The organism is Kribbella sp. NPDC050124 (assembly GCF_044460355.1).
In the GTDB taxonomy this organism is placed as follows: Bacteria; Actinomycetota; Actinomycetes; order Propionibacteriales; family Kribbellaceae; genus Kribbella.
The window spans coordinates 96,085-122,553 of the sequence record NZ_JBITJU010000025.1; the positions used below are offsets into that span (position 1 = coordinate 96,085).

Below are 26,469 nucleotides of genomic sequence, written 5' to 3' on the forward strand. Positions count from 1 at the left end.
TCTTGCCCTTGTTCCCCTTGCTTCCCGCACGCCCGTCAACCCGCTGCTCTCCCCAAGCGCCCGCCTGCTCCCCCCAGCCACCACCCGCAGCCCCCTGCTCCCCCCAAGCCCCGGCCGCGGCTCCCTGCTCCTGCCGCCCCCACCCACCTGCGGACTCCTGCCGCACCTCACCCAACCGCTCCCCCCAAGCCCCATCCCCACCCTGCTCCTGCCCACCCTGCTGCTGGCCCCACACGGCATCCGCCCCCTGCTGCCCAGCCCCCTGCTGCTCGCCCCAAGCGGAAGCCGCCCCCTGCTGCCCAGCGCCTTGCTGCTGGCCCCAAGCGCCATCCGCGCCCTGCTGCCCAGCGCCTTGCTGCTGGCCCCAAGCGGCATCCGCGCCCTGCTGCCCAGCGCCTTGCTGCTGGCCCCAAGCGGCATCCGCGCCCTGCTCCTGCGCGCCCTGCTGTTGGCCCCACTGGTTGCCTGCACCCTGCTGCTCAGCCGTCTGCTGCTCGCCCCATGCGGCGGCCGCGCCCTGCTGCCCGGCGCCTCCCTGCTGCCCCCACGCGCCGCCCGCCTCTTGCTGCCGGCCACCATGCTCGCCCCACTCACCAGCGACCTCCTGCTGCTCAGCCGTCTGCTGTTCGCCCCATGCGGTCGCGCTCTGCTGCCCGGCGTCTTGCTGCTCGCCCCAGCCGCCGCCTGCACCTTGCTGCTGGGAGCCTTGCTCGCCCCACTGGCCGGCGACCGCCTGCTGCTCAGCCGTCTGCTGTTCGCCCCATGCATCCGCGCCCTGCTGCCCAGCGCCTTGCTGCTGGCCCCAAGCGGCATCCGCGCCCTGCTCCTGCGCGCCCTGCTGTTGGCCCCACTGGTTGCCTGCACCCTGCTGCTCAGCCGTCTGCTGCTCGCCCCATGCGGCGGCCGCGCCCTGCTGCCCGGCGCCTCCCTGCTGCCCCCACGCGCCGCCCGCCTCTTGCTGCCGGCCACCATGCTCGCCCCACTCACCAGCGACCTCCTGCTGCTCAGCCGTCTGCTGTTCGCCCCATGCGGTCGCGCTCTGCTGCCCGGCGTCTTGCTGCTCGCCCCAGCCGCCGCCTGCACCTTGCTGCTGGGAGCCTTGCTCGCCCCACTGGCCGGCGACCGCCTGCTGCTCAGCCGTCTGCTGTTCGCCCCATGCGGCCGCGCTCTGCTGCCCGGCGCCTTGCTGCTCGCCCCAGCCGCCGCCTGCACCTTGCTGCTGGGAGCCTTGCTCGCCCCACTGGCCGGCGACCGCCTGCTGCTCAGCCGTCTGCTGCTCGCCCCATGCGGCCGCGCTCTGCTGCCCGGCGCCTTGCCGCTCGCCCCAGCCGCCGCCTGCACCTTGCTGCTGGGCGCCTCGCTGGCCCCACTGGCCGGCGTCTTGCTGCTGGCCCCAGGCGCCGGCTGCGCCTTGCTGCTGGGCGCCTTGCTCGCCCCACTGGCCGGCGACCGCCTGCTGCTCAGCCGTCTGCTGCTCGCCCCATGCGGCCGCGCCCGGCTGCCCGGCGTCTTGCTGCTCACCCCAGCCGCCGCCTGCGCCTTGCTCATGGTTTGCTTGCTCGCCCCACTGGCTGGCTGCCTGCTCCTCAGGCGTCTGCTGTTCGCCCCACGCGGCCGCGCCTTGCTGTCCGGCGTCTTGCTGCTCGCCCCAGGCGCCGGCTGCGGCTTGCTGCTGGGGTGCTTGCTCGCCCCGCGCGATGGTTGTGCCGTGCTGTGCGGAGCGGTGCTGCTCTCCCCAGCCGGTACCTGCGCCTTGGTGCTCGGTGTCAGTCTGCTGGCCCCACGGGCTCGTTGCCGCGCCTTGGTTGGCCGTTTGCTGTTCGCCCCACGTGGCGGTTGTCCCTTGCTGCGCAGACGCTTGGTCTTCACCCCAGCCGCTGGTTGCGGCCTGTTGGGCGGAGTCGTGCTGCTCTCCCCAGCCGGTTTCTGCGTCCTGCTGCTGGGGGGTTTGGTGCTCGCCTGATGTGGTGGCCTGCTGGGTGCCCCACGGGGCGGGGGCCGCTTGCTGATCGGTGGTTTGTTGTTCGCCCCATGCGGGTGTTGGGCCTTGCTGGGGGTTCGCGGTGGGGGATTCGTGGGCGGTGGGGGGTTGTTCGCCCCAGCCGTTGGTTGTGTTCTGGGCGGGGGGTTGTTGGTTGGCCCAATCTTCGGGGGCGGGCTGGTTCTGTTGGTTGCCCCATGTGTCGGTGGCTGCTTGTGGCGAGGTGGTTTCGGCGGTTAGTTGGTCGTCGACTGCTTGCCAGGGATTGGGGGGCGTCTGGTCCTCGGTGCCCCAGCTCTGTTGATCCTGGGTGGGGTCGTCCTCGGGTTGCTGGATGCCCCAGGCCTGGTGGGCTTGGGTTTGGGCTCGGGATGCGGGCTTCGGGGTCCAGTCGCCTTCCTGGTCCAGGTCGACGCCTTGGGGCTGGTTGGGGTCAGTCCAGTTGGTGGATGACCAGGACTGCGCGCCTGCTCCTGCACCTACACCTGCTCCCGCGCCAACTCCTGTGCCCGCGCCCGCACCCGCCGCCGTGCCTGCTCCTGCTCCCGCGCCAGCACCTGTGCCAGCACCCGTGCCCGCGCCTGCTCCCGCGCCGGCGCCTGCTCCCGCGCCCGCACCCGCCGCCGTGCCTGCTCCTGCTCCCGCGCCAGCACCTGTGCCAGCACCCGTGTCGGCGCCTGCTCCCGCGCCGGAAGCTGCTCCCGCTCGCGTGTCGGTTCCCGCGTCAGTACCTGCGCCTGCTCCCGTGCCTGCGGGTGCTTCGGCGGATTCGGGTGGGGTTGGGGCGAGTTTTAGGGTCCAGGCGGATTGTGGGGGAGTGGGGTCCGCGGCGGGTTCGGTGGGGGGTTGCTGTTGGGTCCAGTGGTTGGGGGGTGCGGGGGCGATGACGGGGGCGTTCCAGGTGGCGCTGGCGCGCTCGAAGGGGGTGCGGCCGTCGTCCTCCGCGGGGGCGGGGTCTTTGGTGAGCGTGGTCCAGCCGGACTCTGGGGACCACTCGCTTCGAGTGGACTCAGGAGAGGATGCCTCGGACGCCGGGGTGGCGTGCTGGGAGAGGTCTTCCTTCTCGGTGCGGTTGGTCCATTGCGTCCCGTTCCACCAGCGAATGGTGTTCGGCTGGCCGGTGGGGTCCGGATACCAGCCCGCGGGAGGGTTGCTCATGCGCTCACCGTAACTTCAGCTCGTGTCAGCAGGGCCGTGGTTTTCCAGCCCTCAGACACCGTCCTCCTGACCCAGGCTGAAGGCCGCCTCGAGGTCGTGCGTCGAGTAGGCGCGGAACGCGATATGCGTCTCGGTGCTGAGTACGCCGGCCACCCGGTTCACCTTCTCCGGAATGACGGTGGCCAGGTCGTCGTGGTGGGCGACCCGGACCATCGCGATCAGGTCGAGCCCGCCGGTGACGGAGTACACCTCGCTGACACCCTCGATCGCCGCCACCTGCTCGGCGACCTCCGGAATGCGCGCGACGTCGGCCTTGATGAACACGATCGCGGTGACCATGCCGTCCTCTCCTCGAATCACATCTCAACCCGCTGAAGCATAGTGCGGCCCACCCCCGAACCCGGTGTCCAGGAGCCCGCCGGTACGACGCACCGACCGAGCCCGCCCGTTCCCGCTCAGCCCGGCGCGGCCGGGTCGAGTAACCGCAGTGCCTTCGCGGTCGCCTCGTCCGCGGGCAGGAACGCCTCCATGCGCAACTCCGAGACCGTCACCTCGATCGCCGTACCGAAGCGGGTGAGCGTGGTGATCAGCCGCAGCTCGCCGTACGAGGAGTCCAGTTGCAGCGGTACGGCGAAGCCCAGGTGATCCGGACCAGAAGGCGGACGCGGCGGAACCAGCGCGGTCAACTCCTCGATCAGCGCGTCGGCCTCAGGCGCCGGATTCTGAGCGGCCTCGCGGGTCAGGGCATCGAGCACGTGCCAGGACCACTCCGCGAAGTTGACGATCCGCGGCGCAAGGCCGTCGGGGTGGAGGAGCAGGCGCGGCCCGTTCACCGGCTCCTCGAGCAGGTACGGCGCCACGCCGGCGATGAGCACGTCGAACGATCGGTTCGTCAGCACCAGGTCACCGCGCCGGTTGACGACCACCGCCGGGTACTGGCGATGGCCCTCGACGATCCCGGCCAGCGCCGCACGGATCGCGCCGAGACTCGGGTCGTCGTACGGCGTCTCGTCGTACGCCGGAGCGAAGCCGCCGGCCAGGAGCAGTGCGTTCCGGTCGCGAAGTGGCAGCTGTAGGGACTCGGCGAGGCGGATCACCATGTCGCGACCGGGGAGTGAGCGGCCGCTCTCGATGAAGCTGACGTGCCGCTGCGTGGTCCCGGCGCGGATGGCGAGCTCCAGTTGACTCACTCGCCGCCGCTGCCGCCACAGCCGGAGGCCTGCGGACAGGTCGGTGGGACGGGGTTCGGTCAGCACGAGTCTGGTCTAACGCATGCCACCGACAGTTCGCGTGATTCCCCGGAGGGAATTGTCCGGGTGCCGGTGGGCTCGGCATCGTCGAGGCAGGGCGGCGCCGGGTCGCCCACGATGGAGGAGAAACCCTTGCCGGACAAGAAGAACTCGGCCGCCGAGGAGCTGGCCGATCGCTATGTGGCGGTGTGGAACGAGCCGGATGCCGGCGTACGGCGCAAGGCCGTGGAGGAGCTGTGGACGGCGGACGGCGTGCACCTGCTGGAGCCGCCCGAGGAGGTGGTGAAGCGGGCGGCGGAGCTCGACATCCGGGCGACGTTCGAGGCACGTGGGCACGCCGAGCTGGTACGGCGGGTGGCGCGGGCGTACGACGAGTTCGTCGCACCCGGGCAGTTCGAGTTCCGCCGGGACGGTGCGGTCGCGGTGGTCCGGGACATGGTGAAGCTCAGGTGGGTGATGATCCCGGCCGGCGGGGGAGAGCCCCTCGGCAGCGGCACCGACCTCCTGCTCGTCAGCCCGGACGGCCGCATCACCACCGACTACCAGTTCGTCGACTGAGGGGACTAAGTGTCCCGCACTAGCTGGCGCGGGCCGGGCCGAGGGGGCGGAGTCGGCGGCGGCGTTCGGTGGGGTGGTGGTGGTCCTCGGAGTGGGAGTTGTCGAGGCGGGTGAGGTGGCGGCCGGCGCCGGAGACGGGGCACGTCCAGGTGCCGTCCATCTCGACCAGGCGAATGCCGGGCTGGTCGAGCCAACGTAGGACCAGATCGATCTCCTCGGGGGAGGCGGAGGCGACCGGGCCGATGCCGGGCAGGACGGTCTCGGCGGAGGCGCGGAGCATGTCGAGGTAGCGCCGCGGGTCCGTCCCGCGCGGGCTGATCCCTGCCGCCGCGAGCCGACCGTGCCGGATCACGTGCAGCTCCCACCCGCCGTCGTCGGTCCGCCGGGCTGCGCAGATCTCCGCGCACCCCGTCACCGACGCCATCCGCTGCATCCGCGCCGAGCTCCGCACGAAGGCACTCAACCGGTCCCGATGTACGGCGGCATCCTCGAACCGCTCGTCCGCCGACAGTACGTCGATCCGCCGGTCCAGCGCCTCGACCACCGGGGTCGGGTCGGTGGTCAGCGCCGTCCGCAGCGACGTCACGAACTCGCCGTAGGAGTCGGCCGAGATCCGCCCGTCGCACGGTGCCACGCACCGGCCCATCTCGGCCAGCACGCACGGCGACAACTGCGGGTGGCGTGACATCCGCGCCGTGCACTGCCGGATCGGGAACGCCTCGTGCAGCGCCGCCATCGCCCTCTCGGCCGTCTTCCGCGAGCTGAACGGGCCGAGGTACCCGGCGTCGTCGTCGCGCACCTGTTTCACCAGCGACAGCCGTGGAAACGGTTCAACGGTGACCTTCAGCCAGTGTTGCCGCTCCGGGAACTTCGAGCGCCGGTTGTACCGCGGCTTGTGCTCCGCGATCAGCCGCAGCTCCCGCACCTCGGCCTCGAGCGACGTCCCGCACTCGATCCCGCGCACCCCGCTGGCGATGCCGATCATCTCGCCGATCCTCGACCGGGTCTCGGAGGCGGTGAAGTACGACCGGACCCGGTTCCGCAGGTCCTTCGACTTGCCGACGTACAGGACCTCGCCGCGGTCGTCGGTGAACAGGTACACACCTGGTGCGTGCGGCAACGTTTCGGCCAGGTGCCGCTTCGCGCGCACGGCCGGCGCGACCCGCGAGGAGAAGGTCTGCAGGTCCTCCAGCGTCTGCACGCCGAGCGACCCGACCCGCTCGAACAGGCCGTGCAGTACGTCGACTGTCGCGCGAGCGTCCGACAACGCGCGGTGGTTCGGCGTCGTGGTGGCGCGGAACAGCTTGGCCAGCGTGCCGAGCTTGCAGTTCGGCGCCTCGTCCGGCGTGATCACGCGGCGGGCGAGCAACGCGGTGTCGACGACGGTGAAGTCGGGCCAGTCGTACCCGTGCACGAGGCTCTCGTGCTTCAGGAAGCCCATGTCGAACGGCGCGTTGTGCGCCACCATCACGCAGCCCTGCGCGAACTCCAGGAAGGCCGGCAGCACCGACCCGATCCGGGGTGACGAGGCAACCATCCCGTTGGTGATGCCGGTCAGCACGGCGATGAACGGCGGGATCGGGTCGGACGGGTTCACCAGGGTCTGGAACTCGCCGACCACCTCGCCGCTGCGCACCTTGACCGCGCCGATCTCGGTGATCCCCGACTCGCCCGGCGCGCCACCGGTGGTCTCCAGGTCGACGACGCAGAACGTGACGTCGCGCAGCGGCGTCCCGAGGTCGTCGAAACTCGGCTGCACACCGCGAATCGGCGTCAGCTGGTCCGGGGCCGGGCTGGTCATGGCAACGACGCTAAGAGTCGCCACCGACAATTCCGCAGGTGACACGCAACCACGTGCCTCGTTCACCACGTTCTTTGGCACTGGCGGCGCCCAGGCACGCACCTCGCGGCGTTGGAGAAGCATCCACGATGAAACACCGCATCGAGGACGCTTCTCCGCCTTGCGATGCACGCACCTGGACACCGCCAGCACTCAAACAACGTGGCGAACGAGGCACGACCGACTAGGCTCTCTGTATGCGTACACAGGCGATCACCGCGAATCCGGCCCAGCTGCCGGGCAGCTGTGGTCTGCGTCACTGGCCCAGCGCTTCGTGCAGCCAGACCACCGTTCGGGCCGGACTGCGGGCCGGTGACTGAGGCAGGCACCGCCGCGAGCTCCGCCGCTACCTCTTTGCCCGAACCGGTCCGGCAACGGGTTCTCGCCCTCGCCGCGCAGGCTCTCGGCCAGTTGCCGGCGACCGACATCCCGCCGCCGCTGCGCCGCTTCGCCAGTTTCGCGCCGGCCAAACGGGCCAAGCTCTCGGCGTCCGTCCTCGGGCCGATCCTGGAGACCGACGACCACTTCCGGAAGCTCACAGCCTTCGAGGTACGACGCGAGCATCCGGAGCTCGGGGATGCGGTCGCCGACGGCGTCCCGGTCCCGGCCGCCGACCCCGTGGAAGTCGCCGCCCTGGCCTACCTGCTCCGTCCGGACGACTGGGAAAAGCAGGTCACCGCAGCCGCCGCCCAGGTGCCCGTCGAGGCGCCACGCGCAGCAGAGGAAGCAGTCAACCGGCTGTCCGACCAGCTCGACCAGGCGCGGACCGAGACCCGGCAGGTCCGCGAGCGCCTCCGCGAACAGGTCAACGAGCTCAAGGCCGAGAACGTCACGCTGCGCCGCAAACTCAACGAGGCGCGGCAGCGCATCAGCGGCCTGCAGAGCGAGCTCGAGGAACGCACCACCCAAGCGGAGACAGCTGACGAACGCGTCGACGCCGCCCGCGCCGAGGTGGAGCGCGAGCTGCGCAAGCTCCGCGCCCGCATCACCGAGCTCGAAGCAGTCGAACACGCAGCACGCCGTACGGCGGGACAGGAACGCGAGCTCGCGTCGACGCGGACCAGACTGCTCCTCGACACGTTGCTCGAGGCAGCAAGCGGGCTGCGTCGCGAGCTGGCCCTGCCACCCGGGGGAGAGCTCCGACCGGCGGACACCGTGGCCGGCATGGAGCCCGACGCCGCTCCGGTCGGGCGTACGGCGCCTGACGACGACCCGGCGTTGTTCGACGAGTTGCTGTCGTTGCCGCAGGTACACCTGATCATCGACGGCTACAACGTGACGAAGACCGCATGGCCGAACTCACCGTTGCACTCTCAGCGTCAGCGGCTCGTCACAGCGCTGGGCGCGCTGGTCGCGCAGCGTCGCATCGAGGTGACCGTGGTGTTCGACGGCGCCGAGCTTTCGGGCCCGGTGCAACTGAATCCACCGCGCGGCGTGCGGGTGCGGTTCAGCCCCGCCGGCGTGATCGCCGACGAGGTGATCCGGCAACTGGTGCGGGCCGAGCCGCCCGGTCGCCCGGTCGTGGTCGTGTCGACCGACCGCGAAGTTGCCGAAAGCATCATCAAGATGGGGGCCCGGGCACTGTCCGCGACCACGCTGATCGGCCGGATCGCCCGCGCCTGACGCCGAAAACTGTCGGAGCCGCCCTCTAGCGTCCTTCTCAGCCGGATGCAAGTCCGGATGCTTCCCCACTTTGGAGGACGTTGTGCTGATCGACTGCGACGCTTGTGTGATGCGGGGTCCCGGCTGCCAGGACTGCGTGGTCACGGTGGTGCTGGGCTTCTCGGCCGAGCGGGCGGGCACGCTGCGGATCGACGACGACGAGAAGGCCGCGCTGGACGCGCTGGCCGAGTCCGGTCTCGTGCCACCGCTACGCCTCGTGCACGCTGTCAGCAGCATCGACCCGGAAACCCCTGACGGGGAAGGCGAAACGGTCGTTGGGTTGGGGTGACGCTTCGTTAATTTTCGATCAAACCCGAGGGGCGAATTGCACTGGTCACGAAACGGTCACTACTGTTACCTCTCGTTGCCTCAGGGTGTCGGCCGATCAGACCGACCGGGCAGCACGAAGCCGATGGGTGACCCGCCAGGTCCCGCAGCGTAGGTTCTGCTGCAGCCGGTGTGGTCAATGGGGACGGCGCGAGCAGACGAAGGGATCGACCGGGCTGTGGCCAGCGGACGCATCAACCGCACCAAGGGAATCGCCCTCGCCGCCATCACCAGCACGGCAGTCGCCGCGGGTGTGTTCTTGATCCAGACGGGTGCGGACGCCGATCCGGCGCCGACCCTGGACGAGGCGAAGAAGCAGGTCGCAGCGCTGCAGCACAAGGCCGAGCAGGCCGGTGAGTCGGCGAACGACCTGCGCGGCCAGATCGGCGCCTCCCAGGCCCGGGTGAAGGCCTTGCAGGCCGCCATCGGCAAGCAGCAGGGCCAGGTCGACTCGGTCAAGAAACAGATCGGTTCGCTCGCGGTCGCCGGCTACCAGACCTCCGGGATGACGACGACGGCGCAGCTGCTGCTGTCGACGAACCCCGACCAGTTCCTCAGCCAGGCCTCGACCGCGCAGGCGTTCGCCGGCCAGCAGAACTCGGCGCTCCGCCGCTACCAGCAGGCTCAGGGCAAGCTGACCGACCTGCAGGCCAGTGAGCAGACCGAGCTGGCCGCGCTGCAGGCCGTGCAGTCCCAGCAGGACACGCTGAAGAAGCAGATCCAGACCAACCTGGACGCCGCCGAGAAGGTGCTCGGCAAGCTCAGCGACGCGGAGCGGGCCCGGATCCAGGCGGAGAACGAGAAGGAAGCCGAGGAGGCCCGGGACGAGCGCCCGAGCCGGGACGGCGACCGGACGGACGACCTGCCGGTGCCGGCCAACGGCCGCGCCGGGATCGCGATCCAGGCCGCGATGGCGCAGCTCGGCGATCCGTACGTCTGGGGTGCCGACGGCCCGGAGTCCTTCGACTGCTCCGGCCTGACGATGTACGCCTGGGGCAAGGCCGGTGTCTCGCTGTCGCACTCGTCGAAGGCGCAGGCCAGTGAGGGCCGCCGGGTCAGCAAGAGCCAGCTGATGCCGGGTGACCTGGTGTTCTACTACTCGCCGATCAGCCACGTCGGGATGTACATCGGCAACGGCCGGATCGTGCACGCGAGCCGCCCGGGCAAGCCGGTGAAGACCGACCCGCTGGACCTGATGCCGTTCAACACCGCAGTCCGTCCGAGCTGAACCAAACCTTTGTCATACTCATCGGCTCCGGGGTCTCACCCCCGGAGCCGAGTCGTTTCACCACCGTCCGAGTGCTCTACTGTCAGAGGAGGCACGTAGTGTCCCGCCTGACAGGGGCAGGTGAGCAGCGAGGGGCCGAGGTGATCGACGAAGAGGGCGACACGGTGCCCCTCCCGGCGGTACCGCCCGCCGAGGACCGCCCGCAGCTTGCCGAGCGACGGGCCGACGGGGGGCGGGTGCCGCCCACGGTCGGGCCGATTGTGAAGAAGGTCGCACTCGGCCTCTCCATCTGCCTGGTCGCCGTCGCGGGGTACGCCGGACTCCGCCAGATCGCGGACGCCCCGGCCGATCCCGGTGCGCCGATCACCGCGGAGTCCCCGCAGACCTCGACCACCCCGGACGAGGCCGCCGAGGGCGTACGGCGAGCCTCCGTCGGCGGAGCGGTGTTGCAGAAGATGGCCGGCGCGGTCGAGGACGACAGCCGGTCGGCGTTCCTGGCCACCATCGACCCGAAGGCGACCGAGTTCCGCACCAGCGCCCGCACGATCTTCGCGAACCTCGGCAAGCTCCCGGTCGGCACCTTCCAGCTCCGCTACGTCAGCGACGACCCGGCCGCGCTCACCCCGGACCGGCAGGCCGAGCTGGGCGGCACCGAGTCCTGGCTCGCGCAGGTCGAGGTGTCCTGGCAACTCACCGGGTACGACGCCAAGCCGGCCCGCGAGACCCTGCCGGTGACGTTCGTCACCCGCGACGGGACGACGTACGCCGCGTCGTTCTCGGAGCGGTTCGTGGCCGGTCAACGACGCCCGGTGTGGGCGCTCGGTCCGATCGACGTGGCCAAGGGCGACCACAGCCTGGTGATCAGCTTGGACTCGAAGGCGGACTCGGAGGGCTACGTCTCGGTCACGGATCGTGCCGTCGATTCGGTCAGCAAGGTCTGGGGACGGAGCTGGCGGCAGAAGGTCGTCGTCTACCTGCCCGCCAAACAGGCCCAGATGGAGTACGTGCTCGGCGCGCAGCCGAACACCTACACCCAGATCGCCGCTGTCACGATGGCCGAGCTGGACAGTCCGCAGGTGGGCGCGCCGGTGCGGATCGTGGCCAATCCCAAGCTGTTCGAGGAGCTCGGCAAGCAGGGTCGCCGGATCGTGCTGACCCACGAGACCACCCACGTCGCGTCCACCGCGACCGCCTCGCCCGTCCCGTTGTGGCTGGCCGAGGGATTCGCCGACTATGTCGCGTTCACCGCCGTTCCCGTGCAGGACGAGTCGGCGGCGAAGGAGCTGTTCAAGGCGGTCCGGGCCGGCAAGGTGCCGTCCGCGCTGCCGGCGCCGGAGGCGTTCGCCGCGTCATCGGCGGAGCTGCCCCAGGCTTACGAGTCGGCCTGGCTGGCCTGCCGGCTGATCGCCGAGCGCGAGGGGCAGAGCAAGTTGGTGAAGTTCTACCGGGCCGTGCACGCGTCGAAGTCCTCGGCCGGCCTGGCCGACGCCTTCAAGTCCGTGCTCGGCATGACCGAGCAGGAGTTCGTCGTCGAGTGGCAGCAGTACCTCAAGAGGCTCGCCGGTGTCTGAGCCGGCGGCGCGCTGGGCCCCGCCGGTAGCCGCCGTCGTTCTCGCCGCCGCGCTCGTCCTCGTCATCGTCACCACGACGCCCTGGCACCTGATCGACGTCCCCGAACCGGACGTGACGGCGGACTTCACCGCCGTCGAGATCGCCCGGCAGAACGCGTTCCGGCACGAGCTGCTGCCGTGGTCGACCACGTCATGGGTGCTGTCCCTGCTGGTCCCGCTGGTAATCGGCTTCAGCCCCCTCGGCCGCCGCCTGTACGACGCGATCCGCATCCGCCGGTGGTACGTCGCCGTACCGTTGCTCGTGTTCGGGCTCGGACTGCTCGTCAGCCTGGTCACGGTGCCGACCGACGTGATGGCTGAGCGGGTCACCCGGAAGTACGGTCTGTCCGTGCAGGACTGGGGGCTGTGGACCCGGGACCGCGTGGTGAACTGGCTGCTGATGTCGCTTGCGCTGGCGGTGATCGCGGTCGGCCTGATCGCGCTGGCCAAACGCTTCCGGACCTGGTGGTGGTTGCCTGCGGCAATCGCCGGCGCGGTGCTCGTGCTCGGGGTGTCGTACGCGTACCCGGTCCTGGTCGAGCCGCGGTTCAACGAGTTCACCTCGATGCCGGCCGGGCCGCAGCGCGACGACTTCATGAAGCTGGCCGCGGACGACGGCGTACCGGTCAAGGACGTGCTGGTCGCGGACGCCTCCAAGCGCACAACGGCCTTGAATGCTTACGTTTCCGGCTTCGGCTCGACGCGCCGGCTGGTCGTCTACGACACGCTGCTGAAGGACACGCCGCCGGCGCAGGTCCGGCTCGTCGTCGCGCACGAACTCGGTCACGCGGCCGAGGACGACGTACTGCACGGCACCCTGATCGGCGTGCTCGGGACCGCCTTCGCGGTCGTCCTGCTGCGATTGTTGCTCGGGGCCCGGATGTCCGACCCGCGCCGGACCGCGTTGCTGCTGGCCCTGATCGTCGCCGGTACGACGCTCGCCGCCCCGGTGCAGAACCTGGTCAGCCGCCGGATCGAGGCCCGCGCCGACTACCACTCGCTGCAACTGACGAACGACCCGCGCAACTTCGTCGAAATGCAGCACGACCTCGCGGTCACCAACATCTCCGGGCTGACCCCGCGCCGCTGGCGGTACTGGATGTTCGCCAGTCACCCGACCTCACCGGAGCGGATCGCGATGGGCCGAGCCTGGGCCGTCGAGCACGGCACCTCGGTGCCGCCGCTGGTGCCGCGATGACCGTCCTCGTCGTCACCAACGACTTCCCGCCCCGCCAGGGCGGCATCGAGACTTTCGTCCGCTCCCTGTGCGACGAACTGCCGGAGCTCGTCGTCTACACGTCGCACGAGCCCGGCGACCGGGAGTACGACGCCACGCTGCCGTTCCCCGTGGTCCGGGACCGGACCACGATGTTGTTGCCGACGGCCCGGATCACGAAGAACGCCGTACGACTGGCGAAGGAGCACAACGCGGATCGGGTGCTGTTCGGGGCAGCCGCGCCGCTCGGTCTGATGGGACCGGCGCTCAGGCGGGCCGGGGTCCAGCGGATCGTCGCGATGACGCACGGGCATGAGACGTGGTGGGCCGGCGTGCCCGGTGCGCGCCGGGCGCTGCGGCGGATCGGCGACGCCGCCGACACCGTGACGACGGTCTCGTCCTGGTGCGCGGACCGGATCGCGCCGGCACTCTCTCCGGCCGCCGTACGGCGGATGCGCCGACTGACTCCTGGGGTCGACACGGCCCGGTTCTTCCCGGGATGTGGGGGAGAGCAGGTCCGCGAAGGTCTTGGCCTCGAAGGTGCTCCGGTGGTCGCCTGCGTGTCGAGGCTGATCCCGCGCAAGGGCCAGGACACCTTGATCCGGGCCTGGCCGCAGGTGCTGGCCGCCGTACCGTCCGCGATGCTGCTGCTCGTCGGTGGTGGCCCGGACCGGGAACGACTCGAGGGGCTCGTGGCATCCCTCGGTGTCACGTCCTCGGTGGTGTTCACCGGGGCGATCCCGTGGCGTGACATCCCGCCGTACGTCGACGCCGCGGACGTGTTCGCGATGCCCTGCCGGACCCGCCGGTTCGGGCTCGAGCCGGAGGCGCTCGGGATCGTCGCCCTGGAGGCGTCCGCCACCGGCAAGCCGGTCGTGATCGGCGACTCCGGGGGAGCGGCTGACACGGTCCGGCACGGTGAGACCGGCTACCTGGTCGACCCGTACAACCCGCCCGCGGTCGCCGCCCGCCTGATCGAGCTCCTCACCCACCCGGCCAAAGCCGCTGCCCTGGGCGCGGAAGGCCGGGCCTGGGCCCAGCAGAACTGGACCTGGACACGCAGCGGAGCCGTCCTGAGGGAATTGCTGGACATCTAGGTTCGGGATTCGTGTACTCTGGCCGACATGCACCGGATGTTCCGACTTGCCGCAGCCGTACGAGCTCATCGCTCTCCGGCTGCCGCGGCCTGACATTCTCACACTTCCACCGGCGACCGGAAACGGTTCGCCGGTGTTGTTGTTTCCGCTCCCGGTGGTCCGGTTCCGGTCATTCACCAAGACAGGACCAGAACCATGCAGACCAACGGAATCCTCAGCAAGACCTTCATCGACTTCTTCCTCGACCGTGACCACGTGCCGACCACCGGGTCCACGCTCATCCCGCGCCTCGGTGATCCGGTGCTCTTCACGACCTCGGGGATGCATCCGCTGACGCCGTACCTGGAAGGCGAACCCCATCCGCTGGGGCGCAGACTCGTGGGCATCCAGCGATGCCTGCGAACCACCGATCTCGACGAGGTGGGGGACCCGACCCACCTGACCGTGTTCGAGATGCTCGGCTCCTGGTCGCTCGGCGACTACGGCAGCAGCCAGACGCTGCGCTGGGGCTACGAGCTGATGACCCAGGGGTTCGGGATCGACCCGAGCCGCCTGTACGTGACCGTGTTCGGCGGTGACGGCCAGGTGCCGATCGACCAGGAGTCGCTGCGGACCTGGCAGGAGCTCGGGCTGCCGATCGAGCTGACCACCGAGGACAACTGGTGGTCGAACGGCCCGACCGGACCGTGCGGACCCGACTCGGAGATCTTCGTCTGGACCGGCGAGGGCGACCCGGAGGGTACGCCGAGTACGGACAAGCGCTGGGTCGAGGTGTGGAACCACGTGATGATGCGCTACCGCCGCCTCGACGACGGGTCGCTCGAGCCGCTGCAGCAGCAGAACATCGACACCGGGCTGGGCCTGGAGCGGCTGACGATGCTGCTGGAGGGCAAGGACTCGGTCTACGAGACCTCGCTGTTCGAGCCGTGGATGCGGATCGTGCCGGAGCTGTGGCGGCTGGACGAGCAGTCGCAGCGGATCGTCATCGACCACCTGCGCTCCAGCATCGTGATCGTCGGCGACGGCGTGTACCCGTCGAACACCGGTCGCGGCTACGTGCTGCGCCGGCTGATCCGCCGGGTGCTGACCCTGCTGTGGCGCGACGACGACTCCCGGACGCTGTCCGACCTGCCGATGGAGCTCTTCGAGCACACGCTGCGGCACTTCCACCAGGGCGAGACGGTGACGCTGGTCCGGCGGATCCTGATCGACGAGGAGATCCGGTTCAGCAACCTGCTCGACCGCGGCCGCAAGGTGCTGAGCCACGAACGCTTCCACAAGTCCCTCGACGACACCGACTACGAGTACCTCCACGAGACCCACGGCCTGCCCCGGGAGCTGGTCGACTCCCTGCTGCAGCCCTCGCTTTAGCCGACTTTGTGCACCGTTCGAGTACGGCGCGACGCCGAAAACGCTCGAGCGGTGCACAAAGTCGGACTCAGACGCCGGCCGGGTCCAGGGTGCGCGGGGTGTCGGAGTCCGGGATCTCCGGGGGAGCGACCTTGCCGACCGAGGACTGGGCGACGAAGGCGCCGGCCAGCACGATGACGCCGCCGATGATCTGGTTGGTGCGCAGCGTCTCGTTCAGGAGGATCCAGGCGAAGATGCTGGCGGCAACGACCTCGACGTACGCGACCGCTCCACCCACCGCGGCGGACAGCCGCTGAACCGCGGCGGCTCCGGCGAGATAGGCCACGACGGTGCTGACGACGATCAGCCAGCCGGCCAGCACCCAACCGGGCGCCGAACGGTCGCCGATCGCGATCGTGTCGACCAGCGAGTGCCACGGGATCCCCCACGGCGCCGAGATCGCGGTCAGGACCACCGCGCCGACCACACTGCCGGCCGCGGTCATCACCAACGGGTCCGCGGCGCCGGTCAGCTTGTCGATCAGGATGAAGTACGTCGCCTGGCACGCAGCCGCACCGAGTCCGGCGACCAGGCCGACCACGTCCAGCTTCAGCCCGGACCAGATCTCCACCACGGTCGCGAGGCCGACCAGCGCGATCCCGACGCCGACCGCCGCCGTCTTGGGGACCGCGATCTTCTGCCCGAACTTGAGCCACGCGACCACGAGCACCGGACCGGTGAACTCGAGCATCAGCGCGACTCCCACCGGCAGCCGGCTGGCCGCGATGAAGAACAGCGTCTGGCAGCCGGCGATCCCGGTCAGGCCGTACATCACGAGCGCCCGCCACGAGGACCGGGCGGCCCGCAGCCCACCGACCCCGCGGAAGATCAGCGCGAGCGGGATGAGCAGCGCCGCCGCGCCGAGGATCCGCAGCCAGGCGGCCTGCTCGGGAGTGAAACCGGCCCCGATCAGCGCCTTGGCGAACGGCCCCGAACCACCGAACGTGACCGCCGAGAACACGGCGAAACCGAGCCCCACCGACTTCGTGCTGTACATGGGCATAACACTCTCATGCCCATTACATGGCTGTCGAGAGCCTTTCTCAGAGGACGTTCACGGCCCGCGCCGCGACTACCGCGACGGTCAGCAACGAGACGGCCGCCTGGATGCCCATCAGCGTCTTCACCCGGGCCGTCAGCGGCATCGTGTCGGTCGGGCTGAACGCGGTCGCGGCGGTGAACGCGACGAACAGGTAGTCGGTGAACCCGGGCAGCCAGCGTTCCCAGCCCGGCAGGTCGACCGTCATCTGCGGGAACAGCAGGTCGGCCCGCTCCGACTCCCGCTCGTGCTCGGGCGCCCGCGCGAACGGCCCACCGCGGTCCACCTCCCAGTACCAGACCCCGAACGCGACCACGTTCGTCACCCAGATGAGCAACGCGGCCTTCACCAGCACCGATCCGTCGTTCGCCTCGCCGGTGCTCAGGTAGACGATCAGTCCGGTCAGGTAGACCGCGTTGACGACCACCAGGACGCCGAGCAGCACCAGCTCCACCCAGCGCAGCCAGGGCTCGTCCCGGCGCAAGTGGAACGGGTTGGTCCACACCAGCGGCAGCAGCAGCGCCGCACCGAGAGCCGGCATGATCCAGCGCGGCAGCGCGATGATCTCCGTCGGCACGACCAACTGCAGGACCAGTACGGCGACCACAGCCAGCGAAGCCGGCCACCGCCGAATGTGACGTGTGCTGTTCACCAGTGCATTTAACCAACGGACGCGTCGATCACCGCTTGACCTACTTCGGTACGGCGGTAATGGACTTGATGCCCCGTACGACGCCGAGTCGCGAGCCCCGCGTCGTACAGGGCAGCCAGGTGCTCGGCCACGGTCGCCAGAGCCAGGCCGTACTGCTTGGACAGTGCACTGGTCGTTGCGGGTGGGTCGAGCGCGACCAGGAGGGTCGCTCGGGTGCGACCGAGTAGGCGGGCCAGAGGGTCCGGGGGAGCGGGGGCATCTGACCACAAGCGGGCGGCTGCGCGGGCCGGGTAGACGACAGTGGGTTGGTAGCTGGGGTCGAGGACCATGACCAGGTGCGGCCAGGCGAAGACGCCGGGGACGAGCAGGATGCCTTGGCCGGTGAGCTCGTGGTCCGGTTCGCGGTAGCGGGTGGCGATCAGGCGGTCGTCTTCCCAGGCGAGCGTCGGGTGCAGGTCGTCGAAGAGCGCGGCCAGTCCGCCGTCGGTGAGCTGTTGGCCGCGGTACGCGATGTCGTCGTCCAGCACGCGGCTGATGAGCTGCCAATCGGGCCGGACGAGGGCCTCCCAGGCGCTCTCGATCTCGTCCGCGAGGCGTTCCCGTGCGCCGGCTAGGTCTTTGAGCATTCGGTCGATCTCGGGCGCGCCGGGGTTGCCGAGCTCGTCGCGTGATCGGGTCAGCTCGGATCGCACTCGCTCGAGCGGCGTGCTCCGGACGCGCGCGATCTCGGTCGCGAACCTGGCCCGCGATGCCTTGGGCGGCGGGGTGAGAAAGTCCGGCGTGAACCCGACCCGCGGCTGGACGGCTTTCAACCCGCGCAGCTCCAGCCCAGCCGCTGCCTCAGCCTTCGCCGCCACCCACGGCACGTACAACCCACGATGCCGCACGCCATGCAGCACCCGCACCGCCGACATCGTCTCCCACAACGGCGAAGCCCCGAACCGGCACCGCAACGCATCCCCCTGCGTGAACCGCAGAACAGTCATCCCCCACAACTTTCGGCCACACCCAAAACTCTACGCCACCGCGCTGGCACCAGACACCCTCAGCCTGTGAGGTCCTACCGAGAAGTCTTGGCCATCCCAGGCATGCGCACGATCTTTCTCGCGCACACCATTTCGATGGTCGGCACCGTCGCCGCGCAGGTCGCGCTGTCCATCCTGGTGTTCGAGCGCACCGGCTCACCACTGCTGTCTGCCTTGGTGCTCGTCTGCTCGTTCCTGCCCTACGCCCTCGGCGGCATCGTGCTCTCGTCCATCGCGGACCGCTTCCCCGCCCGCCGTGTCCTGGTGAGCTGCGACCTGCTCAGCGCCCTCTGCATCGGCCTGATGCTCATCCCGGACCTACCGGTAGCCGCGCTCCTCGGCCTCCTCCTGTTGACCGGAATCATCGCGCCCGTCTTCGCCGGTGCCCGTGCCGCCAGTCTCGCGCATCTGCTCCCGCGCGATCTCTTCCCGATCGGCCGGTCGTTGCTCCGGGCAATCAGTCAGGTCACTGTGCTCACCGGCTTCGCCCTCGGCGCAGTAGCAGTCGCCGCCATCGGCCCCACCTGGCTCCTCGCGCTCGACGCAATCACCTTCGCAGCATCCGCGATCCTGATCGGCGTAGGCACGCCGTACACCCCGCCCGGTGAGCGACAGCGCAACACCGTCAGCGACTCACTGGCCGGCCTGCGCTACATCTTCTCCACCAAGCGCCTGCGCACGCTGATCCTGCTCACCTGGGTCGCGCCCGCGTTCTCCTCGGTCCCCGACGGACTCGCGGTCGCGTACGCCGCCCAGACCGGCGCCGCCGCCTCAGCCGCCGGCGCCCTCTTCACCGGTTACGCAGCCGGCACCGTCCTCGGCGAACTCGTCGTCGCCCGCTTCACCCCAGCCACCCGGCGACGGCTCGTCGTACCACTCGTGATCGCCAGCCAGATCCCCGCGATCGCCTTCCTGCTAACGCCTTCCATCCCGATCGCCGCCGTACTCCTCGCCGTCTCCGGCGCCGGCTACGCCTTCAACCAAGCCATCGACCCGATGATCCTCGCAACCGTCGATCCGTCGTACCGAGGCCGCCTGTTCACCGTCCAGACCAGCGGCCTGATGGCCATCCAAGGCCTGAGCATCGCCCTCGGCGGTCTGGTCGGCACCTTCCTGAAACCAAGCCTGACCATCACCCTCTCGGGGATCCTCGGTACGACGATCACGCTCCTGATCACGCGTCAGGCGCTGGACCGGACGACCAGGGGAGCGGTGACGAGGCAGCCGGGCTGATCCGGGTCGCCGTTGATCTCCCGCAGCGCCCGCTCGAACAGCGCGGTGGCAATGTCCCGCAACGGGATCCGCGCCGTCGTCAGCGGTGTGTCGAGCATGCTCGCGAACGGGAAGTCGTTGAACCCGGTCACCGCGACCTCCTTGCCCACGGTGATCCCGCGCCGCTGCAACGCGCGCATCGCGACCACGGCGTACGCGTCGTTGTCCGCCACGAACACCTCCGGCGGATCCGTCTCCTCGACGTACGACGCCACCGCCTCGAGCGACCCGAACGACTCCACGACCGTGGCCGGGAACTCCCGCAGGAACCCGTCCTGCCGCTGATGAACCCACGGCAACGCGCTGTCGGTCGCCAGGTACACGGCCCGCGTCCGCCCGGTCGACTGCAGATGCCGGGCGATCCCGGCCATCGACGTCTCGTTGTCGACGTCGACCCAGCACTGCCGGTGCTGATGCCCGGTCCGCCCGAACGCGACGAAGGGGAACGGCCGCTGGCTCAGGTACTCGATCCGGTCGTCGTGCGGCATCGTCTCGAGTACGACGATCGCGTCGACCTGCCGGGCCGCGATCAGCTTCTCGTACAGGGCGATCTCGGTCGCACCCTCGGTCGGTGTCGTGACGTGCACGCCGTACCCGGAGACCGCGGCGGACTTCACCAGGCCGCCGAGCAGCCCGTGCAAGAAGCCGCCCAGACCCGGGTTCTGGTCGCTGAACGCGTCGTCCTCGAGGTAGAGCGGGAGCCCGATCACCTGGCTGCGGCCGGACGAGAGCGCCCGGGCGGCGTGGTTCGGGGTGTAGCCGAGCTCCTTGATCGCGGCCCGCACGGTCTGCACCGTCGGTGGGCTGACCCGGTGCGGCGCGTTCAGCACATTCGACACCGTCATCGCCGACACCCCGGCCAGCCGGGCGACGTCCGCGACCGTCGTCCGTCGTGGCTTCCGCTGCTGCGTCAATCCAGCCCCCTCAGTTCCGCACGATCCGCGCCACTCCGGCCACGGGTACGTCGATTGCCCACAGCTCCGGCGGTGTCGCCGTCCCCCGGTAGACCTCCACGCCCGAGCAATCCGACACTACGAGGTCGACCGGTCCAGAACCGGCTCCTTCGACCAGGATGCGTGATTCGCTGCCGCCGTTCACTACGACGACGGACCGGTCGGACTCACTCAAACGCACGACAGGGTTGGCGAAAACGGCCACGACGGTCTCCGCGCCGACCGCCCGCACCTGCGTGTACCGAGCGTCCGGCCGCATCGGAGTCAGGACGCCGTGAAGCAGCACGTCGGCGTGATCACTCAGGAACCCGAGCCAGAACCGCACGACCCGCTGATGGTCCACTGGCAGCGCATCGAGCTCCATCGACACTTGCGGCGTACTGAACATCGCTCCGATGAACTGCTGGGCGACCGTCTCCGGAGCAGCCGCCGGATGCCACATCAGCATGTCCGAGTGGACTGCCCGATCGCCGGCCAGCAGTCGCGCGTCGACGGTGCGGACCCGGTTCTCGACCGGGTCCATCGCGCAGTCGCCGGCCCGCAGGAACGTGCCGAACTGCCACAGCCGCGGGTGGACGTAGTCCTGCCGGAACTCGATCAGCACGTCACTCCGCAACCGACGCAGCTCGGTGGTGATCGCCTGCAGCACCGACTCGACGCCTTCGTCCAGCCCCGGCAGCTGCCACGCCGCCCACGTGTCGAGGAAGTCGAGCTTCAACCCGTCTACACCCCAGTCGCGCACCGGCCGCACACACGATTCGACGATGTGCTCACGTACCTCGGGCAACCGCGGATCGAGCACCGATGCCTCGAGGTGCTCGAGATGGCCGAGCGTGCTGTCCTTCAGGCTCTCCCAGGCCTTCGAGTGGTGACCGATCAACGGCGGCGCGAGCCACAGGACGTACCGCATCCCGAGCTCGTGCACCCGCCGTACGTGCTGGGTCATGTCGTGGAACGTCGGCTCCCAGTCGCCGCAGTACGCGTAGCCGCGTCGAGTGTCGTCGGTCTGCCAGCCGTCGTCGACGATCACCGCCTTGCAGTCGTACGACGCGCCAGCGCGCGCGTGCCGTTCGACGGACTCGGCGGAGACGTGCTGGTGGTCGCTGTACCAGGTCGAGTACATCGCCTGCCGGGCCAGCTCGGGCACCGGCACGATCCGATCGCCGAGCTCGCGCGTCCAGTCGTCGGTCACGCCCCGCAGTGCCTCCGCGAAGTGCAGCCCGCGGAGGTCGATCCGCACGGTGAAGCGGTGCACGCCGTCGGTCGGCTCGATGTCGTCGACCGCCAGTTGGATCAGTTGCTCGGCGCCTTCCTCGTGCACGCCGATCGCGAAGTCGCAGCCGCGGACCGTCGCCGACAGCGACACGGTCAGCAGACTCCGGTCCTGCGCGTCGACGAGAGCCGCGACCGGCGCCGAGCGAACCGACCGGATGTCGCGGTGCGAACCCCAGTCGGTCGGCAGCTCGCGGTGTGACGACTGCGTGGCCCGCCACAAGGTCACCGCGGACTCGGCGGGCCAGGTCCAGCGCAGCCGTGCGGTGCCGTTTGCGACCACGTCGTACCGCAGCACGCCGGGCTCGGTGGCCGGCAGTTCGGTGATCGAGTGGGCGCCGTCGACCGAACCGCTTCGGTGCGTGCGGCCGTCGGGGGAGCGGATCTCGAAAGTCGTCACGAGCTGGACTATAGCGGTAAAACTCGATCCCAAGAAGGTATTGACGGAATTCCTGGGCACTCCTAGTTTTAGCGCTAATATCCGATTCTCCGAGGAGTGGCCGTGCTGGCTGTCAGCTCCGAGAACCCGATCGTCGAGGACGCCTTCGGCTGGGCCCGCAAGCGTGCGCTCGACTGGGTCCAGACCGGCGCCGCGCCGGGCAACCTGCCGTCGTACTGGGCCGGCTACCCGTCCCGTCCGCTGTTCTACGCCCGCGACGTCTGCCACCAGGCGGCCGGCGCGCACCTGCTCGGCCTGGACGCCGAGAACCTCGCGATGTTCCGGCACTTCGTCCGGTCGGCGACGCCGGCCCGCAAGTGGTACCCGCTGTGGGCGTTCCACTTCGACGGCCGGATCGCCGAGATCGACTACCACCACGACGAACACTTCGTCCGGGAGATCCCCGCGGTGTTCGACCTGACCTACCGGGCGCTGGAACAGTACGACTGGACCGGCGACCGCCGATGGCTCGACGAGCCCGACCTGGCCGCGTACTACCGGCACTCGATCGGCGAGTTCGTCGACGCCCACGACGCCGACGGCGACGGTGTCCCGGAGGCGTCCGGCACCGGCGACATCTTCGTCGGCACGGCCACCTACAACGAGCAGGACGCGCCACTCGTCGTCGCCGGTGACGGTCTCGCGCTGCAGTACGCCGTACTCCGCAAACTCGGTCTGGACGAGCGGGCCGAGCGGATCCAGGCGATGTTCCTGAACGACTGGTGGAACGGGGAGTGGTTCGCGCGCGGCCGGACGAAGGACGGGCTCGACTTCACCTGGGGGCTGGAGTCGCACTGGATCGTCGCGATGACCGGCCTCAGCGGGACCGGTGCGCAGAACGAGCGCTTCCTCGACTACCTGGAAGCCCAACTCGAGCAGCGGCCGCCGGAGAACATCGAGGCGTTCAGCTACCTGCCCGAGGTGTTCTTCCGCCACCGCCGGGACGAGTCGGCCTGGCGCTGGATCCAGCACCTGATCGACAGCCGCGACGACTACCCGGAGATCTCCTTCACCGTCGTCCAGCACCTGGTGGCCGGCCTGCTCGGCCTGGTGCCGGACGCGGCGTCGGCCTCCTTGACCATCGACTCCCACCTGCCCGCCGCCATCGGCCGGCTGACCGCCGACCACGTCCGGGTCGGCGGGTGGGACCTCCGCATCAGCCAGCAAGGCCGGCACACCACCGAGATCACCGTGCACAGCGGACCGGGGCCGCTCACGGTCACCGTCGGCCAGGCCGCCCCTCACCTCCTCGAACCCGGTCGGACCGCCCGGGTCAGCACTCAGAGCAAGGACCTTTCATGAAGCTTTCCCACCGCCTGATCCCGGCGACTGCCGCCGTACTGCTGGCCGCCGGGTGCGCCACCAGCAACCCACCCGCGTCGAGCGACTCCGGGGACTCCGCCGACATCAGCTTCTCGTTCTGGGGGACGAACTCGGAGGCCGCCTCGCTGAAGGCGATCGCGGCCGCGTTCGAGAAGGCCAACCCCGGCACCAAGGTGACCACGAACTGGATCCAGGCCGACTACGAGCAGAAGCTGCAGACCTCGATCGCGGCCGGCACCCAGTCCACCGTGATGGAGATCAGCAACACCAGCCTGGCCGGGTTCGCGCCCAGCTTCGCCGAGCAGCAGGTGGACGCCGGCAAGTTCGTCCAGCCGAACATCTCCGAGTCGCTGAAGTACGACGGCAAGTACTACGCGATGCCGTTCACCGCCAAGCCGAAGGTGATGGCGATCAACGTGGACGCGTTCAAGGCCGCGGGCATCCCGTTGCCGAGCGCAACCACACCGCTGACGCTGGAGGAGTACCGCGACATCGCGGCGAAGCTGTCGCACGGCGAGGGCAAGAGCCGGGTCTACGGCGCCAGCAACCTGTGGTTCAAGGGCTGGCTGACCGCGGCCGGCGGCGGGTTCTACAACGCCGACGCGACCGCCTGCACCTTTGGTGACGAGCAGGGCCTCAAGACCGCGCAGTACGTCGTCGACATGCAGAAGGACCGGTACGCGCCGAGCTCGCTCGACGTCCAGGGCCAGGACCAGGCGCAGTGGTTCGCGGGCGGGCGGCTCGGCACCTTCAGCGACTTCGGGCCGTGGACGGTCGCCGACTTCGCCAAGATCACCAAACCGAACTGGACGCTGGTCCCGGTCCCGGGCAAGGGATTCCCGATGGAGGTCGGCGGACTGGCGATCTCGAAGACCGCGAGCGGCAAGCAACTCGAGACGGCGAAGAAGTTCGTCGAGTTCGCCAGCTCGAACCCGGACGCCCAGAACCAGCTGATCCAGGGCAACACCGCGCTCGGCGTCCCGATCGTCGCCGAGTCCACCGGCACCCTGGAGAAGGTGCTGCCGGCCGAGCGGAACCTGGCCGCGTTCACCACCGCGATGAAGACCGGGCAGGTCAGCCCGTCGGTGCCGCGGGAGGCGCAGATCTCCGGTGACGCGGACAAGGGCATCACCAGCTACACGCCGCTCGGCAGCGGCAAGGAGGAGGTCGCGAAGATCCTGCCCGGGCTGAACGACAAGTGCACCGCCGCACTGAAGCAGTGAGGTAGCCGATGAACCCGACCATCGGCTGGATCCGGAGCCTCGCGGAGTCCTGGGGCGTCCCCGCCGTACTCGTGCCGCTGGTCCCGTTCCTGCTCCTGCTGATCGCCCTGTACGCCGTCATCGGACTGGCGGCGTACGGGGCGAGGCGGAAGTGGCCGCGGGCCGACAAGACGATCGCGTTCTGGCTGTTCGTCTCACCCTGGCTGATCGGCTTCGCGCTGTTCACGGTCGGCCCGATGCTGTCCTCGGTCTACGTCAGCCTGACGTCCTGGGACCTGATCACGCCGCCGCGGTTCGTCGGCTTCGCCAACTACAGCGAGGCCTTCCAGGACCCGCGGGTCGCGCAAGCCCTGAAGGTGACCCTGCTGTACGCCCTGATCAGCGTGCCGCTGCAGACCGCGCTGGCCTTCGTGGTGGCGTTGCTGCTGAACGCGGACCTGCCCGGGATGCGGTTCTTCCGGACCATCTGGTACCTGCCGAGCCTGGTGTCCGGCGTGGCCCAGATGGTGCTGTTCCTGTGGGTGTTCAACCCGCAGTACGGGCTGGCGAACGACGTCCTGGGCAAGGTCGGCATCGAGGGACCCGGGTGGTTCAACGACGCGTCCTGGGCGCTGCCGACGGTGATCCTGATGAGCCTGTGGACGGTCGGCGGGGCGATGGTGATCTACCTGGCCGGGCTGAAGGATGTGCCGTCCAACCTGTACGAAGCCGCCGCGCTCGACGGCGCCGGTCCGCTCCGGCTGTTCTGGCACGTGACGCTGCCGCAGCTGTCGCCGATCATCTTGTTCAACGCGCTGACCGGCATCATCGGGTCGCTGCAGATCTTCACCCAGGGCTTCATCGCGAACGGCGGCCCGAAGGACTCGCTGCTGTTCTTCGTCTACTACCTCTACGACAACGCCTTCCAGAACTTCCGGATGGGCTACGCGTCCGCGCTGGCCTGGATACTGTTCGTCGTCATCCTGGCGCTGACCGCGGTGACCCTGCGGGGCAGCGCGTTCGCCGTGTACTACGAGACCGAGCTGTCGGTCCGCCGCAGGAGGAAGAACCGATGACCGCGCTGGCAGAAGCCCGTCCCGCGGTGGCGTTCCGCACCGATCGGCCGTTCTGGCGCCGGAACGTCTCGCTCACGATCGTCCTGTACGTCGTCCTGGTGCTGGGCTCGGTGGCGTTCGTCTACCCGTTCCTGTGGATGATCGCGACCTCGCTGCGGTCGCTCGCCGGAGTGGGCAGCTCGGGCGCGAGCGTGGTACCGCAGGAGTTCCTCTGGGACAACTACTCCCGGGCGGTGACGTCGTTCCCGTTCTGGCGGTACGCGCTGAACTCGGTGCTGACCACCTTCATCCCGATCGTGGGGACGGTGTTCTCCTGCGCGCTGGCCGGGTTCGCGTTCGCGCGGCTGCGGGTGCGGTTCTCCGGGGTGGTGTTCGCGGTGGTGCTGGCGACCATGCTGCTGCCGGGGGAGGTGACGATGGTGCCGCAGTTCATGCTGTTCAACAACCTCGGCATGATCGACACCCTGTACCCGCTGATCCTGCCGGCGTTCTTCGGGTCGCCGTTCTACATCTTCCTGTTCCGGCAGTTCTTCCTGCGGATGCCGGGCGAGCTGGCCGACGCGGCGGTCGTGGACGGGTGCGGCTGGTTCCGGATGTTCCTGCTGGTGTACCTGCCGCTGGCCCGGCCGGCCGTCGTCGCGGTGTCGATCCTGCTGTTCATGGGCTACTGGAACAACTTCCTCGGACCGGCGATCTACATCAACTCCGACGAGTGGAAGACGCTGCCGCTCGCCCTGGCCGGCTTCCAGTCCGTCAACGGCACCGACACCCCGTTGCTGATGGCAACCTCCGTGCTGATCACGCTGCCCTGCCTGCTGGTGTTCTTCGTCGCCCAGAAGCAGATCACGAACGGAATCACCTTCAGCGGCGGGAAGTAGC

The 26,469-nt window shown here is 69.5% G+C and carries 23 protein-coding genes; 14 read left to right on the top strand and 9 right to left on the bottom strand.

Features of this window, described 5'->3' with window-relative positions; all coding sequences use genetic code 11:
• Window positions 1-307: 307 nt before the first annotated feature.
• The gene (locus tag ACIBL3_RS38420; protein WP_396358865.1) at window positions 308-1,963 is read left to right on the top strand and encodes a hypothetical protein; all 1,656 of its coding nucleotides are present in this window, start codon (window positions 308-310) and stop codon (window positions 1,961-1,963) included.
• 497 nt (window positions 1,964-2,460) lie between these two features.
• On the opposite strand, the gene ACIBL3_RS38425 is transcribed toward ACIBL3_RS38420, so the two are convergent.
• From ACIBL3_RS38425 to ACIBL3_RS38435, 3 genes are all read right to left on the bottom strand, one after another.
• A complete protein-coding gene (locus ACIBL3_RS38425) occupies window positions 2,461-2,646 on the bottom strand; it encodes a hypothetical protein (protein WP_396358866.1) in 186 nt (61 codons plus the stop codon).
• A gap of 544 nt (window positions 2,647-3,190) precedes the next feature.
• Complete coding sequence (locus tag ACIBL3_RS38430; RefSeq protein WP_360469428.1) at window positions 3,191-3,478, bottom strand: Lrp/AsnC ligand binding domain-containing protein; 288 nt, start codon at window positions 3,476-3,478, stop codon at window positions 3,191-3,193.
• Between the two features lie 116 nt (window positions 3,479-3,594).
• Window positions 3,595-4,395 (bottom strand): helix-turn-helix domain-containing protein, encoded by an 801-nt coding sequence (locus ACIBL3_RS38435; RefSeq protein ID WP_396358867.1) that lies wholly within the window; start codon window positions 4,393-4,395, stop codon window positions 3,595-3,597.
• A gap of 111 nt (window positions 4,396-4,506) precedes the next feature.
• On the opposite strand from ACIBL3_RS38435, the gene ACIBL3_RS38440 reads away from it, so the two are divergent.
• Entirely contained in the window at window positions 4,507-4,947 is a 441-nt protein-coding gene (locus tag ACIBL3_RS38440; RefSeq protein ID WP_396358868.1) for a hypothetical protein, read from the top strand.
• A 19-nt stretch (window positions 4,948-4,966) separates the two neighbouring features.
• On the opposite strand, the gene ACIBL3_RS38445 is transcribed toward ACIBL3_RS38440, so the two are convergent.
• Entirely contained in the window at window positions 4,967-6,748 is a 1,782-nt protein-coding gene (locus ACIBL3_RS38445; protein WP_396358869.1) for a DEDD exonuclease domain-containing protein, read from the bottom strand.
• 351 nt (window positions 6,749-7,099) lie between these two features.
• Here ACIBL3_RS38445 and ACIBL3_RS38450 point away from each other — a divergent pair, with 351 nt between their 5' ends.
• From ACIBL3_RS38450 to ACIBL3_RS38480, 7 genes are all read left to right on the top strand, one after another.
• Window positions 7,100-8,410: an NYN domain-containing protein gene (locus ACIBL3_RS38450; protein ID WP_396358870.1), complete on the top strand. Its 1,311-nt coding sequence runs from the start codon at window positions 7,100-7,102 to the stop codon at window positions 8,408-8,410.
• 82 nt (window positions 8,411-8,492) lie between these two features.
• Window positions 8,493-8,738: a hypothetical protein gene (locus ACIBL3_RS38455; protein ID WP_396358871.1), complete on the top strand. Its 246-nt coding sequence runs from the start codon at window positions 8,493-8,495 to the stop codon at window positions 8,736-8,738.
• Window positions 8,739-8,915: 177 nt separating this feature from the next.
• On the top strand, window positions 8,916-10,004 hold the full coding sequence (locus tag ACIBL3_RS38460) for an NlpC/P60 family protein (RefSeq protein ID WP_396358872.1): 1,089 nt from the start codon (window positions 8,916-8,918) through the stop codon (window positions 10,002-10,004).
• Window positions 10,005-10,102: 98 nt separating this feature from the next.
• Window positions 10,103-11,575 (top strand): hypothetical protein, encoded by a 1,473-nt coding sequence (locus tag ACIBL3_RS38465; RefSeq protein ID WP_396358873.1) that lies wholly within the window; start codon window positions 10,103-10,105, stop codon window positions 11,573-11,575.
• Window positions 11,568-12,812, top strand: a complete 1,245-nt coding sequence (locus tag ACIBL3_RS38470) for a M48 family metallopeptidase (RefSeq protein ID WP_396358874.1) — start codon at window positions 11,568-11,570, stop codon at window positions 12,810-12,812. The genes ACIBL3_RS38465 and ACIBL3_RS38470 overlap by 8 nt, the downstream gene beginning before the upstream one ends.
• Window positions 12,809-13,927, top strand: coding sequence for a glycosyltransferase family 4 protein (locus tag ACIBL3_RS38475; protein ID WP_396358875.1), 1,119 nt, complete (start codon window positions 12,809-12,811; stop codon window positions 13,925-13,927). The genes ACIBL3_RS38470 and ACIBL3_RS38475 overlap by 4 nt, the downstream gene beginning before the upstream one ends.
• Before the next feature lie 195 nt (window positions 13,928-14,122).
• Window positions 14,123-15,298, top strand: a complete 1,176-nt coding sequence (locus ACIBL3_RS38480; RefSeq protein WP_396358876.1) for an alanine--tRNA ligase-related protein — start codon at window positions 14,123-14,125, stop codon at window positions 15,296-15,298.
• Window positions 15,299-15,365: 67 nt separating this feature from the next.
• Here ACIBL3_RS38480 and ACIBL3_RS38485 read toward each other — a convergent pair whose 3' ends face one another.
• The 3 genes from ACIBL3_RS38485 to ACIBL3_RS38495 are packed head-to-tail and all read right to left on the bottom strand — an operon-like array spanning window position 15,366 to window position 18,014.
• Window positions 15,366-16,334, bottom strand: a complete 969-nt coding sequence (locus tag ACIBL3_RS38485; protein WP_396358877.1) for an EamA family transporter — start codon at window positions 16,332-16,334, stop codon at window positions 15,366-15,368.
• A gap of 46 nt (window positions 16,335-16,380) precedes the next feature.
• Window positions 16,381-17,028, bottom strand: coding sequence for a hypothetical protein (locus ACIBL3_RS38490; protein ID WP_396358878.1), 648 nt, complete (start codon window positions 17,026-17,028; stop codon window positions 16,381-16,383).
• A gap of 8 nt (window positions 17,029-17,036) precedes the next feature.
• On the bottom strand, window positions 17,037-18,014 hold the full coding sequence (locus tag ACIBL3_RS38495) for a DUF5937 family protein (RefSeq protein WP_396358879.1): 978 nt from the start codon (window positions 18,012-18,014) through the stop codon (window positions 17,037-17,039).
• 102 nt (window positions 18,015-18,116) lie between these two features.
• Here ACIBL3_RS38495 and ACIBL3_RS38500 point away from each other — a divergent pair, with 102 nt between their 5' ends.
• On the top strand, window positions 18,117-19,286 hold the full coding sequence (locus ACIBL3_RS38500) for an MFS transporter (RefSeq protein ID WP_396358880.1): 1,170 nt from the start codon (window positions 18,117-18,119) through the stop codon (window positions 19,284-19,286).
• On the opposite strand, the gene ACIBL3_RS38505 is transcribed toward ACIBL3_RS38500, so the two are convergent.
• Complete coding sequence (locus ACIBL3_RS38505; protein ID WP_396358881.1) at window positions 19,235-20,239, bottom strand: LacI family DNA-binding transcriptional regulator; 1,005 nt, start codon at window positions 20,237-20,239, stop codon at window positions 19,235-19,237. The two genes, ACIBL3_RS38500 and ACIBL3_RS38505, sit on opposite strands and share 52 nt — an antisense overlap.
• Window positions 20,240-20,249: 10 nt before the next feature.
• Entirely contained in the window at window positions 20,250-21,950 is a 1,701-nt protein-coding gene (locus ACIBL3_RS38510) for a glycoside hydrolase family 36 protein (RefSeq protein WP_396358882.1), read from the bottom strand.
• A gap of 102 nt (window positions 21,951-22,052) precedes the next feature.
• Here ACIBL3_RS38510 and ACIBL3_RS38515 point away from each other — a divergent pair, with 102 nt between their 5' ends.
• Genes ACIBL3_RS38515 through ACIBL3_RS38530 form a run of 4 tightly spaced genes read left to right on the top strand, consistent with a single transcriptional unit; the run spans window position 22,053 to window position 26,468 of the window.
• The gene (locus ACIBL3_RS38515; RefSeq protein ID WP_396358883.1) at window positions 22,053-23,291 is read left to right on the top strand and encodes a hypothetical protein; all 1,239 of its coding nucleotides are present in this window, start codon (window positions 22,053-22,055) and stop codon (window positions 23,289-23,291) included.
• Entirely contained in the window at window positions 23,288-24,535 is a 1,248-nt protein-coding gene (locus tag ACIBL3_RS38520; RefSeq protein WP_396358885.1) for an ABC transporter substrate-binding protein, read from the top strand. The genes ACIBL3_RS38515 and ACIBL3_RS38520 overlap by 4 nt, the downstream gene beginning before the upstream one ends.
• An 8-nt stretch (window positions 24,536-24,543) precedes the next feature.
• Window positions 24,544-25,590, top strand: coding sequence for a carbohydrate ABC transporter permease (locus tag ACIBL3_RS38525; protein ID WP_396358886.1), 1,047 nt, complete (start codon window positions 24,544-24,546; stop codon window positions 25,588-25,590).
• Entirely contained in the window at window positions 25,587-26,468 is an 882-nt protein-coding gene (locus ACIBL3_RS38530; protein WP_396358887.1) for a carbohydrate ABC transporter permease, read from the top strand. Before ACIBL3_RS38525 ends, ACIBL3_RS38530 begins: the two co-directional genes overlap by 4 nt.
• The last annotated feature ends 1 nt before the right edge of the window (window position 26,469 follow it).

Coding starts and splice junctions, on each gene's coding strand:
- ACIBL3_RS38500 (WP_396358880.1), top strand. CDS start 18,117: ATGCGCACGATCTTTCTCGCGCACACCATTTCGATGGTCGGCACCGTC.
- ACIBL3_RS38485 (WP_396358877.1), bottom strand. CDS start 16,334: ATGTACAGCACGAAGTCGGTGGGGCTCGGTTTCGCCGTGTTCTCGGCG.
- ACIBL3_RS38520 (WP_396358885.1), top strand. CDS start 23,288: ATGAAGCTTTCCCACCGCCTGATCCCGGCGACTGCCGCCGTACTGCTG.
- ACIBL3_RS38445 (WP_396358869.1), bottom strand. CDS start 6,748: ATGACCAGCCCGGCCCCGGACCAGCTGACGCCGATTCGCGGTGTGCAG.
- ACIBL3_RS38495 (WP_396358879.1), bottom strand. CDS start 18,014: ATGACTGTTCTGCGGTTCACGCAGGGGGATGCGTTGCGGTGCCGGTTC.
- ACIBL3_RS38475 (WP_396358875.1), top strand. CDS start 12,809: ATGACCGTCCTCGTCGTCACCAACGACTTCCCGCCCCGCCAGGGCGGC.
- ACIBL3_RS38480 (WP_396358876.1), top strand. CDS start 14,123: ATGCAGACCAACGGAATCCTCAGCAAGACCTTCATCGACTTCTTCCTC.
- ACIBL3_RS38460 (WP_396358872.1), top strand. CDS start 8,916: ATGGGGACGGCGCGAGCAGACGAAGGGATCGACCGGGCTGTGGCCAGC.
- ACIBL3_RS38530 (WP_396358887.1), top strand. CDS start 25,587: ATGACCGCGCTGGCAGAAGCCCGTCCCGCGGTGGCGTTCCGCACCGAT.
- ACIBL3_RS38440 (WP_396358868.1), top strand. CDS start 4,507: ATGGAGGAGAAACCCTTGCCGGACAAGAAGAACTCGGCCGCCGAGGAG.
- ACIBL3_RS38525 (WP_396358886.1), top strand. CDS start 24,544: ATGAACCCGACCATCGGCTGGATCCGGAGCCTCGCGGAGTCCTGGGGC.
- ACIBL3_RS38430 (WP_360469428.1), bottom strand. CDS start 3,478: ATGGTCACCGCGATCGTGTTCATCAAGGCCGACGTCGCGCGCATTCCG.